Annotated in this window: 9 protein-coding genes; 4 read left to right on the top strand and 5 right to left on the bottom strand. The window is 37.1% G+C overall.

Annotation, left to right across the window (positions count from 1 at the left end):
* Positions 1-42: 42 nt before the first annotated feature.
* The 4 genes from AP058_RS14070 to AP058_RS14055 all read right to left on the bottom strand — a co-directional run bounded on the left by AP058_RS14070 (position 43) and on the right by AP058_RS14055 (position 7,488).
* Positions 43-4,032: a type IX secretion system membrane protein PorP/SprF gene (locus tag AP058_RS14070; RefSeq protein WP_066312229.1), complete on the bottom strand. Its 3,990-nt coding sequence runs from the start codon at positions 4,030-4,032 to the stop codon at positions 43-45.
* A 1-nt stretch (position 4,033) separates the two neighbouring features.
* Positions 4,034-5,503: a gliding motility-associated C-terminal domain-containing protein gene (locus AP058_RS14065; protein WP_066312227.1), complete on the bottom strand. Its 1,470-nt coding sequence runs from the start codon at positions 5,501-5,503 to the stop codon at positions 4,034-4,036.
* A gap of 101 nt (positions 5,504-5,604) precedes the next feature.
* Positions 5,605-6,900 (bottom strand): hypothetical protein, encoded by a 1,296-nt coding sequence (locus tag AP058_RS14060; RefSeq protein ID WP_066312222.1) that lies wholly within the window; start codon positions 6,898-6,900, stop codon positions 5,605-5,607.
* A gap of 141 nt (positions 6,901-7,041) precedes the next feature.
* Positions 7,042-7,488, bottom strand: a complete 447-nt coding sequence (locus AP058_RS14055; RefSeq protein WP_066312219.1) for a hypothetical protein — start codon at positions 7,486-7,488, stop codon at positions 7,042-7,044.
* Positions 7,489-7,915: 427 nt separating this feature from the next.
* Between AP058_RS14055 and AP058_RS14050 the strand changes: the two genes are divergently transcribed.
* From AP058_RS14050 to recA, 4 genes are all read left to right on the top strand, one after another.
* Positions 7,916-9,064: a DNA polymerase III subunit delta' gene (locus tag AP058_RS14050; RefSeq protein WP_066312216.1), complete on the top strand. Its 1,149-nt coding sequence runs from the start codon at positions 7,916-7,918 to the stop codon at positions 9,062-9,064.
* A 4-nt stretch (positions 9,065-9,068) separates the two neighbouring features.
* A complete protein-coding gene (locus tag AP058_RS14045; RefSeq protein WP_066312214.1) occupies positions 9,069-9,452 on the top strand; it encodes a DoxX family protein in 384 nt (127 codons plus the stop codon).
* A gap of 30 nt (positions 9,453-9,482) precedes the next feature.
* Positions 9,483-9,995: an acyl-CoA thioesterase gene (locus AP058_RS14040; protein ID WP_066313485.1), complete on the top strand. Its 513-nt coding sequence runs from the start codon at positions 9,483-9,485 to the stop codon at positions 9,993-9,995.
* Between the two features lie 144 nt (positions 9,996-10,139).
* The gene (recA, locus tag AP058_RS14035) at positions 10,140-11,147 is read left to right on the top strand and encodes a recombinase RecA (RefSeq protein WP_157492766.1); all 1,008 of its coding nucleotides are present in this window, start codon (positions 10,140-10,142) and stop codon (positions 11,145-11,147) included.
* Positions 11,148-11,349: 202 nt separating this feature from the next.
* On the opposite strand, the gene AP058_RS14030 is transcribed toward recA, so the two are convergent.
* The gene (locus AP058_RS14030) at positions 11,350-12,147 is read right to left on the bottom strand and encodes a 1-acyl-sn-glycerol-3-phosphate acyltransferase (RefSeq protein WP_066312202.1); all 798 of its coding nucleotides are present in this window, start codon (positions 12,145-12,147) and stop codon (positions 11,350-11,352) included.
* Between the last annotated feature and the right edge of the window lie 9 nt (positions 12,148-12,156).

Raw genomic sequence — 12,156 nt, 5'->3', positions numbered from 1 at the left:
TAAAAAACAACTGCAATTCTTTTATAATTTTGTTTTATACTTTTATTCGTTTTCGAGTTTCACCACCGACATTTTTTCATTGTATGGTTTTGTCCCTTTATTTTCTAATGCTTTTTGAGCATCTTCTAAGCCGTCAAATTTCTCGTAATAGATGTAATACTTACTCGTATTTACATTGTAAAAGAAATTAATATCTGATCGTCCCGCTGCCACTGCTTTGGTTAAAAACTGATCTCTCTTCTCAACGCTATTATGAACGGCAATAATTAAATAATAACCGCTTTGCTCGTTCTTAACATTTTTAATGATCTGCATGTTCGATTGCTCTTCACCAGAATCAAAATCTGCTGCTTTTAAAGGAGTCGCACTTAATTTGGTCGTTTCCTTAATTCGTTTTAAGGCTACTTGATCTTGGGTATATTTTCCTTGATCGTTTTCAAAAGCTGCTCTTTTAATACGACGCTTGCGTTCGATTTCGGTTTCTGCTTTAATTTTTTCTAAACTAGCTAAGAGTGCAGCATTCGATTTTTCGGCTGCCAACTGCTCGGCCTTTAATGCTTCAATTTTTTCTAAGTACGACTTGTTGAGTGCATCATTTTTATTCGGCACTTTTTTAAGTCTATCGTTATATAATTTAGTCAAGTTATCTAAAGCGATTTTTTGACTTCTATTGACATCGCTAATTTGATTTTTCAAACTCTCTAACTGAGCTGCTTCTCCAGAAACGCTTTTGAACACTAATTCTTTTTGCTCTCTGTAAATGCCTTTTTCGCTCAAGTCGTTTTCTTCGCGCATGTCATCCAATTCTTTTTGTTTGTTTGCAACAGCAGCATTTAATTGTGCAATTAAGTCAGACTGCGTTTTTGAGGTCGACCCAAAATTCTCCGCCAAGTTATCCATGGCTTTGGCCGTTTCGTCTTTCTGAACTGATTTTGCAGCCGCTATTCTTGCAGCTTCTTCTGCATCTAATTTCGCTTGTGCATCAGCAGCTAGTTTTGCTTTTAGAGCTTCCGCGTCCGATTTAGCTTTTGCATCTGCAGCTAACTTCACTTGCGTAGCTTCTGCGTCAACCTTGGCTCTCCTATCCGCCGCTAATTTAGCTTGTAATGCCGCTGCATCTAATTTAGCTGCAGCTTCCGCGTCTGCTTTTGCTTTCGCATCAGCTGCTAGTTTCGCTTTAAAGGCTTCGGCATCAGATTTCGCTTTTGCATCTGCAGCTATCTTCGCTTGCGTAGCTTCCGCATCAACCTTGGCCTTCATATCCGCCGCTAATTTCGCTTGTAATGCCGCTGCATCGGCTTTCGCTGCAGCTTCGGCGGCGTCTGCTTTCGCTTTCGCATCTGCTGCAAGTTTCGCTTGAAGCGCTTCCGCATCCGATTTCGCTTTCGCATCGGCAGCTAATTTTGCTTGTGTAGCTTCGGCATCAACTTTTGCTCTCCTATCCGCCGCTAATTTCGCTTGTAATGCTGCTGCATCGACTTTCGCTTGTGCAGCTTCGGCGTCTGCTTTCGCTTTCGCATCTGCAGCAAGTTTCGCTTGAAGCGCTTCCGCATCGGCTTTAGATTTAGCATCTGCAGCTAATTTCGCTTGCAATGCTGCTGCATCGGCTTTCGCTTGGGCAGCTTCGGCGTCTGCTTTAGCTTTCGCATCTGCAGCAAGTTTCGCTTTCAACGCTTCCGCATCAGATTTTGCTTTCGCATCGGCAGCTAATTTTGCTTGTGTAGCTTCGGCATCAACTTTCGCTCTCCTATCCGCCGCTAATTTCGCTTGTAATGCTGCTGCATCTGCTTTCGCTTGGGCAGCTTCGGCGTCTGCTTTAGCTTTCGCATCTGCTGCAATCTTGGCTTGAAGCGCTTCCGCATCGGCTTTAGATTTAGCATCAGCTGCTAGTTTCGCTTGCAATGCTGCTGCATCGACTTTCGCTTGTGCAGCTTCCGCGTCTGCTTTCGCTTTCGCATCTGCTGCAATCTTGGCTTTCAACGCTTCCGCATCAGATTTAGCTTTTGCATCAGCTGCTAATTTCGCTGCAGCTTCGGCGTCTGCTTTCGCTTTCGCATCTGCAGCAAGTTTGGCTTTCAACGCTTCCGCATCAGATTTTGCTTTCGCATCGGCAGCTAATTTTGCTTGTGTAGCTTCGGCATCAACCTTGGCTCTCCTATCCGCCGCTAGTTTTGCTTGTAATGCTGCTGCATCGACTTTCGCTTGTGTAGCTTCGGCGTCTGCTTTCGCTTTCGCATCTGCAGCAAGTTTCGCTTGTAAAGCTGCTGCATCCGCTTTAGCTTTCGCATCTGAAGCAAGTTTCGCTTGTAAAGCTGCTGCATCCGCTTTAGCTTTATTATCTGCTGCTAATTTCGCTTGCAATGCTGCTGCATCGGCTTTCGCTTTAGCATCAGCTGCTAGTTTCGCTTGCAATGCTGCTGCATCCGCTTTCGCTTTATTATCTGCTGCTAGTTTCGTTTGTAAAGCTGCTGCATCGGCTTTCGCTTTAGCATCAGCTGCTAGTTTGTTTTTAAGTGCTTCAGCATCAGCTTTGGCCTTGGCGGCGGCGGCAAGTCTTGCTTTGATCGCTTCTGCTTCTGCTTTAGCTTTATTATCTGCTGCTAAACGAACTTGATATGCTACAGCTGCTGCTTTTGCTTTTTCATCAGCCGCAATTTTTAATTTAAGTGATTCTGCATCAGCTTTAGCTCTAGCCTCAGCTCTAAGTTTAGCCTCAGCTGCAAACTTTGCTTGAACTGCGGCTGCATCAGCTTTGGCCTTTGTGTCTGCAGCTAACTTAGCTTGAAGTGCTTCTGCATCCGCTTTAGCTTTATCACTAGCAGATAATTTTGCTTGAACGGCTTCTGCATCGGCTTTCGCCTTAGCGTCCGCTGCTAATTTTGCTTGCAATGCCTCAGCATCCGCTTTAGCTTTGCTGGTAGCTGCGAGTCTAGCTTGAAGCGCTTCTGCATCGGCCTTAGCTTTTGCAGCAGCAAGAAGTTTAGCCTCGGCAGCACGTTGCTCTGCATTCACACGTTGTACAGGTGCTTTAGTTGCAGTCGTTGCCGCTGGTTTAGGCGCCGAAGCTGGCGCAATTAAAGCACCCTCTTCTTCATCGTCACCGTAATAATAATTTTTACTTTTGAACTTATATGCTATTAAAAATTCATGCGAAGCACCAAAATTTGAAAAATTTCCTGTGCCTCTTTCGTAATTATATTCAATAGATATTTTTGGAGTAACATTGACTCCTAATCCTGCTGAAAAACCAAAAACAGTATTGTAGCCTACTTGAGCCCATGCCCCTTGCGGTATCATGAACATACCAACGCCAGAAATAACCATTTCATCCTTTTTGAATTCAGTTCGAGCCATTGCAGAAAATTTGCTTCGGTCTAAAAAGCCGTACGAATCTAAATATCCCGTGTACATACCATGCACTAATAAACTTTGCTCTGGGTCTTCTTTTACAATTTCTGAACTAGCAAAATTGTATAGCACTAGATTATGAACCGCTAGACCTACGTCCCAAAATGCATTTCCGTAATTGATTCCTGGATTAACCGCTAAAATGGTATTGGAAGGGATATCATTTAAAGATGGATCGGGTGTATTTACAATTACTTTTCCTTGATCTAAACCGCTTTTATAAGCAGATACATTTAAACCGAAGGTCAAATTGCTGTCTTCTTGAAGTACTAAATTGTGCGCAAAATTTGCAATAACACCAAAAGTGGTAAGCAACCCATAATTTTGTTGAAAAACGCCTATACCTATTCCTTCGTTTTCTCTGAAACGACCCGAATAACTAAATACATACGTTTGTGGCGCATCATCAAATGCTATCCATTGTCTTTTGTTATAAAAACTTGCAATAGTAGATTGTTCTCTAACAAAACTAAAAGCTGGATTAACGGCAAAACGGTTGTACTTTATAGAATTCCTTATCGGCAGTGAAAACGAAACAACTCCATCCCCAGAATCAGTTTTCTGTGAATAGAGTGGAAAGGTAACACCGTAAAATAAAGTTATGAATAGTAAAATTTTCTTCATATTATTTTATAACCGTTATGGATCCTTTTCTAACTTTATTATCTTGTGTTGTAATAATATAGTAATAAACTGGATTTATATTTTTAAATTCGATTTCATTTGAAGGCCAATCATTTTGATAATTGGTCGTTTGCAAAATTACATTCCCATTACCGCTAATGATCATTACTTCTGCATTGCTACCGTTAACATATTCGTTTGGTAAAATCCAGGTATCGTTTACAAAGTCACCATTCGGACTAATTAAATTGGGAATATTTGGAACATCCGCAAAAGGATTGGAATCGTTAATAATAAAAGAAAGCTCTTTACTTAAGTTACAAGTTCCTTCTTCAGTTACTATTACTTTATACTTTCCTTTTACCTCAACCAAGTAATTGTTTAAATTAACTCCTTCAATTAGAGTCTCATTAAGGTACCATTTGTATGTAGGATTATTTGCATCTGTCGCAACAACTACATTAAAAGATTCGCCAGAAACAATCTGTTTTATTGCAGGACTCAAAGGTACATTAAGACTAGCAGTCATTTGATACTCTTGCAAGACGATAGAGCCATTCGCTTGACATCCACCATAATCTACTTTAACAGAATATTTTCCAGCTGAAGTTGCTGAAAAAGTTTTATTTGTTGCGCCACTTATCGCGACATCATCTTTTAACCATTGGTAACTTTTACCTGCTGTAGTGCTTAAAATTGTAGCTCCTAAAGTTGAACAGAAAGGATTGCCCAAGCTTGAAACCACGGTAGCAGCAGCAGTGGTATTAGCCTCTGTAACGGTCACGTAATTAGAATAAGAATCTGACGTACAAGTACCGTAATTAGTTTCTACATAATATACTCCTGGTGTGCTTACCGTGTAAGACCCTGATGTTGCAGTGGCAAGCAAAGTGGGAGGTAGCGATAATGAAGGTGTACTATTGTCTCGGTACCAGTTGTAGCTTAAAAAAGAGTATTGCAAAGGAGAATTTGTTACTCCATTACCATTTGAATCAATAGATAAAACATAGCTACCTCCTGCGCAATAAGTCGCGGAGGGAATAGTATTATTTATGGTAAATTGTGAGTCGTGTGCTTTGTAATAAGCGGGGAAAATACTGGACTTTGAACTAGTAACAGCAGGCTCTGTTGCTCTAACTCTAATCTGATAATTTTCGCCAGATGCAGTAATTGGAAGACTCACTATTAACGAAACCGCATTATTAGTAAGTTCACCTTTTTTAGACTGATATAGAACAGTAGGTATAGCAAAGTCGCCCTCGGGGTCGGACAACTCTACTATCAACTGATTGTTCGGATCTAATGGAGCAGAAGTGGAGAAATTAAATCTCACTTCAAATGAATTAAAGGCCGAGTTGGCACAAGCTTGACTAAAATCGAAATTAGGTTTTCCAATTTTTAGTGTTTGCGCGATTACTTTATTTGCTAATGGGGTTACCAAAAACAAAATAAAAAGAATTTTTTTTAACATTTGGGGGCTATCATTCTTTTATAAGATACTTTGGGCAAAAGTGATAAGGAATTAGCGACGAATCACTAATTCCTTACCTATTATTTATGTTTTTACTGAAATTAAAACTTGCCGGAAGCAGCAGTAATTTTTCCTAATTTGATTCTAAAATCTGGTCTCTTAGGATTCATGATATCAATAAAAGTTTCATTGTTATCTGTTTGTGAGTAGACGTTAAAAAAGATACTGTTACCGTACCAGTTTTCTAAATCTTCATTGTTTGAATTGTATTCTGTAAAGATATTTCCTTTACACATGTTGAAATACATTTCTTCAATTTTGATTTTCTTTAAATTTTTATCGTTGATCTCAATTTGGCTGTTTAAAATAACGGCTGGATTAAATCCTGAAACTACACTTCTTTTGATTTCAAGAGCTGCGTCACTACCGATGTAAATGGCTTCTTTTACCAATCCTGACTGGATATCAGCACTAATGTTTTGACTGTCATTTAACATCGTAATGTTTGAAGCCGTAACTAAAGTTTGTTTTTTACTAAAATCTGTTTCTTCTTTTTTATCATATGAAATTACTTCCATACAACGAGATCCATCTTTGTTGCTCGTTACATAAGAAGAACGTACAGCAAGCGAATTAAATATTTTACATTGTGTTCCTTGAGTAAATTTAAAATCGTCATTCACAGAGTGATATGACACAAATTTAGAAAGACTTAATTCTCCACCTATAATTGCAAATGAATCTCCACCTGAATTACTTACCATTACATTCTCTAGAACAGTTTTATTTCCTACTCCAGCCAATGTAAGCGCATTCATAGCAGTAGAACCTCTTACTTTTTTACCAGCAAATTCTACACGAACATATCTCAAAATACCTGAATTACTTTCTACATTTTGACCGCCATAAATAGTTAAGGCCGGATTTAAATCGTAAGTAATAGAAGAAATCCCTCCAAATTTATTGATCGGTGCATCTCCTAAAATCACGATTCCACCCCAGTCTCCTGCTTTTTTCAAACCTTTACTAGAAGTAAAAACGATAGGGTCAGTTTCTAATCCGTCAGCAATAATACTGGCACCTTTAGAAATAACTAATGTTCCTTTAGTATCCGCATCACCTATAATAACAGTTCCTGGTTCAATAGTAAGTACTGCATTATTTGTTACATATACTTGCCCTTGCAAAACGTAGATGTTTCTTTTTAATAACTTAGTATTTACCGAAATATTTCCAGCTAGTATTTGATTTGCTTCTCCATACTCAATTTTATTAGGTTTGAATTCAGTCCAATTGTTTAACCAATTGTTGTATCCAATAATTCCTTTTTCTTGTTGTGCATTTGCTGTGCAAACCATAACAAGTGTAATCCAGATAACATGTAATGATTTTTTCATGATATTGTAGGTATTTATGTTAATACTAAGAACATACGCATTTGAAGTCTTATTAGTTTTAAATAGAATAAAAAACTAGTAATTTACTTTCAAATAAAATGTTCTCACTATTATTTATGAAAGTAAAACTTAAAAGAGTTACTAATTGTATTCATTGAAAAGGTGTAATGACTTAATGGTATTTTCGTAAAATAAAATTGCTGCTACCAAATTATCTTTATCAGAATAGGGCATCATTTTACGTTGAAAATCTACGGTTACATTTAAGTACGAGTCTGTAGATGCTACTTGGCTGTCCTGAACCTTTTTATTTTCGTTATCCATAGGGATACCTAAATCTGCCATAGTTACTCCTGGCTTGGTCGCCAATGCAATGTACGGTAGGGTTTTAGTTAAAACTTTAATACGTTCAATATACAGTTCAAGTAATTCTCCTTTTTGCATTCCTTTCAATTCATCTTGAGAATGGTATTTACGGATAATTGCAGTTGTACTAATTATACTTTGAGGTGCATTTTTATTTTGAGATGACATCACCTCGGTAGCTAATAATAAGAATAAGCTTAAAAAAATAATTTTCCCTTTCATAAATTCGATTTTAAATATTCATTAATAAAAACAAAAATATATAAATTAAGTTAATTTGCAACTTTATTGTGATAATATTTTAACAGAAGCAACTACTAATAGTGTTAATAAACAGCGTTCTGACGGCTAAAAGTGTCTTTAATCGAGCTTGGAAGGCTATTTGTTAAATTTTAACTACATAGGTAAATTCTTAAAATTTAACATCTTTTTAGCACTAATAACAGCATTAATTTAACAAAAAATATTTTCAATTGCTGCTGTCCGTCAAAAGAATATTAACAAAATACTGTTAATAAAGTTTTTATAAAAAAGTGCGGTAGGAAATGCTTTTCGAGCCTCCTGAAACGTCGATTTTTATAAAAATTAGCTGTCGAAAGTTTAAGTCGCTTAAATTATTGCATAAATCATTTTCTGTTATCTTTGCTGCATGCTATTTTCAGATATATTAGGTCAAGATCACATTAAAACGCATTTAACCAAGAGCGCATCTATGGGGCGCATTCCGCATGCGCAACTTTTTATTGGCCCAGAAGGCAGCGGAACTTTGGCTATTGCACTAGCTTATGCGCAGTATATCTTGTGTAGCAATAGCGACGGCGAAAATTCAAATGGAAATGCAGCTTGTAACTTAAAATTCGATTCGGTTTCACATCCCGATTTGCATTTTATTTACCCAACGGTAACCACCGAAGACGTAAAAACGAAACCTAAAAGTTTAGACTTTATTCAGGATTGGCGCAAATTTATTTTAGAAAATCCATACGGCGGTTTATTTGATTGGTATAACCTGTTGGGCGTACAAAACAAACAAGGAGAAATTCGCGTAGAAGATGCGCAAGAAGTACTAAAATCTTTCGCCTTAAAATCGTATGAGGGTGGTTTTAAGGTTATGATTATTTGGATGGCGGACAAAATGAATACTGCAGCAGCCAATAAACTTTTGAAGTTATTAGAAGAGCCTCATGATAAAACCTTATTTATATTAATCTCTGAAAACGAAGAAGACATTATACAAACCATTCGATCCAGATGTCAAGTACTTCATTTTAATGGCTTAAGTGAAGCAGTAGTTGCTGAAGCCTTAATTGAAAAGCATAAAATAGAAGGTAATTTGGCTCTTAAAATTGCGCATCAAGCACAAGGAAATTATAATAAAGCCGTGTCTTTATTGAACCAAGATACTACTGAGGATCCATTTGAACAATGGTTTGTCGTTTGGGTTCGTGCTGCTTTTAAAGCAAAGAGAAATGCAGCCGCGATTCAAGATTTAATTGAATGGAGTGAAAAAATTGCTGGTCTTGGTCGTGAAAGTCAGAAAAAATTTATCGGCTTTTGTATCGAAATGTTCCGTCAAGCTTTATTGTTAAATTACCAAACGCCAAAATTGGTTTATATGCAACCTAAAGTAGCGAAATTTAAACTCGAAAACTTTGCTCCTTTTGTAAACGGTAACAATATAACCTCCATTTTTGAGGAATTATCCACTGCCATGTATCACATTGAGCGCAACGGAAATGCTAAAATTATACTAACCGATTTATCCATAAAACTAACCCGTTTAATTCATAAAAAATAACCTAATGAATAATGTAGCTTCAATTTTAATCTTAGCTTTTTTAACCATAACCTTTTTACAATCGGGTTATGATAAACTTTTTTATTGGAAAGACAATGTGTCTTGGCTTAAAGAGCACTTTGCTAAAACCCAACTTAAAAACCAAGTTCCACTAGCGCTCTTGCATATTTTGATTCTTGAATTAATTTCGAGTATCTTATGTATTGTCGGAGCCATTCAACTGCTTATGAATGATGGTCGCGAATACGGTTTTTATGGAGCAGTTTTTTCGTGTATTACATTACTAATGTTGTTTTTCGGTCAACGATTGGCCAAAGATTATGATGGAGCAAGAACCATCGCTATTTATTTTATTCCAGCTGTAATGGCTGTTTACTGGTTGAATTAAATTTCAACACTATTACATTAAAACATGCAAATGAGTCCAAAACATCCTTCAGAATCATTAACAATATTAACAGACTTGGTATTGCCAAGCGAAACAAACCCTTTAAACAACCTTTTTGGTGGTGAACTTTTGGCCCGAATGGATCGTGCCGCAAGTATTGCTGCTCGAAGACACTCTCGCCGTATTGTTGTAACTGCTTCCGTGAATCACGTAGCCTTCAACAAAGCAATTCCACTAGGTGCGGTGGTAACAATTGAAGCCAAAGTTTCTCGTGCTTTTAAAAGTTCCATGGAAATTTACATCGATGTTTGGGTAGAAGACCGCGAATCGCGTAACCGTACCAAAGCCAACGAAGCCATATATACCTTTGTAGCCGTTGATGATAGCGGCGTTCCTGTTGAAGTGCCACCAGTTGTTCCAGAAACTGACTTAGAAAAGAGCAGGTTTGAAGCTGCCTTGCGACGCAAACAACTGAGTTTATTGCTCGCTGGAAAAATAAAACCTGCGGATGCAACCGAATTAAGAGCCTTATTTTTGCCATAAAAATAAAGCCATTGTTTGTTCGAAAAAAAGAATTATTTTTACGAAAACTAGAACGCGAAAACAATCAAAATCAGACTTTTATTGGTACTGATTTGTATACTACAGAACAGATTTATAATTATTTAGATGAAAGAAAAAGAAAAAGTGAGTTCGGAGAAAGATGCTAAATTAAAAGCGTTACAGTTAACGCTTGATAAATTAGATAAAACATACGGAAAAGGAACCGTGATGAAAATGGGCGACAAGGCCATTGTTGAAGTGGAAACTATTTCTTCTGGTTCTCTTGGAATCGATTTGGCTTTAGGAGTAAATGGATATCCAAGAGGTAGAATTATCGAAATATACGGACCTGAATCTTCTGGTAAAACAACCTTGACACTACATGCAATTGCGGAAGCTCAAAAAGCAGGAGGAATTGCTGCATTTATTGATGCGGAACATGCATTTGATAGAAATTACGCCGAAAAATTAGGAGTAGATATTGAAAACTTAATTATCTCTCAACCTGATAATGGAGAACAAGCCTTGGAAATTGCTGAAAATTTAATTCGCTCGGGAGCGATTGACATTGTCGTAATTGACTCCGTAGCTGCCTTAACTCCAAAAAGTGAAATTGAAGGCGAAATGGGAGATTCTAAAATGGGTCTTCATGCACGTTTGATGTCACAAGCTCTGCGTAAATTAACAGGAACCATTAGCAAAACAAATTGTACAGTATTCTTTATCAACCAATTGAGAGAGAAAATTGGTGTTATGTTCGGAAATCCTGAAACGACAACGGGTGGAAATGCACTAAAATTCTACGCTTCAATTCGTTTGGACATTCGTCGTTCGTCTCAAATTAAAGATGGGGACAACGTAATTGGAAACAGAACTAAAGTAAAAGTCGTTAAAAACAAAGTAGCTCCACCATTTAAAATTGCCGAATTCGACATTATGTACGGAGAAGGAGTTTCGAAAACAGGAGAGATTTTAGATTTAGCCGTTGAGTTCGAAATCGTTAAAAAAGCAGGTTCTTGGTTCAGTTATGGCGAAACTAAATTGGGACAAGGCCGTGATGCTGTAAAGTCTTTAATTAAAGACAATCCTGAAATGGCCGATGAATTAGAAGTAAAAATTAAAGCACATATCAAAGAATTAGCGAACGCATAATTTTTTAAAATTGAAAAGCCCGAAAAAATTTTCGGGCTTTTTTTATTTTTCACGCAACCTTTTTTATAAAAGCTACTCTTACAAAAGTAACGTCATTTGCTTTTCTAACTAATCTTTTGTAAAATGCTACTAACCAAACCTTTTTTCAGCAAAAAAACCAGAGTGAAAATTCGTCGTGTATTTACTTTTATATCCGAAAAAATTATTCATCGATAACATTTTGCTTGTGAACTAATTCAACTTCTCTTTTCTTTTTTTTTCGCAACTGAAATTTTAATAATTGCTGGTAAATTAGCTGGCGGCATTCATCCCGCAAAGCTTTGCGATCTTCTGCAGTTTTCCCTTGCGTAGCAATTTCGGCATGAATTTTTACTCTCATTTTTCCAGGACTCCCACTAAAAAAGGTATACGAAAATCGTTTTTTATTGTCTGCATACGTAATGGGTACAATAGGAATTTGATGTTCAATCGCTAATCTAAAAGCGCCATCTTTAAATTCGTCCAATACAATCGATTCGTCGTCTGGTACTCCACCTTCCGGAAAAATGCAAATACTAAGTCCTTGGTTTAAGCGACTTTGAGCGCGAGCAAAAACGTCCATCTTACTTTTCGAAGACGTTCTATCAACCAAAATACAGGTCCGTTTATAAAAAAATCCAAAAAGCGGAATCTTCACCAACTCTTTCTTACCTACAAAAACAAATGGATTTTTAACCACAGCCAATGTCAACATAATATCGGTCATTGAGGTATGATTGGCAATGATCATATAACTTTTACCTTTTTGCAACCGTTGTTCTCGCTCCACTTTATAGTAAAACCCCATTCCGAATAAAATAAATTTAGCCCAAATTCGAGCCATTTTAAAAAAATAAGGATAGCCACTTTCTTTTAAAATGGAAAGAACTAAAAATGGAAACATAATTAGAATTGGAATCGCCATTAAGACGTAAAACCAAATGCGATACAGAATCCAAAAAGGCTTTTTGAGAAATTTCATTTATGGGGA

The sequence above is a fragment of the Flavobacterium sp. TAB 87 genome (genome assembly GCF_001529295.1).
Taxonomy (GTDB): Bacteria; Bacteroidota; Bacteroidia; order Flavobacteriales; family Flavobacteriaceae; genus Flavobacterium.
This window is presented reverse-complemented; position numbering and strand designations above follow the sequence as displayed.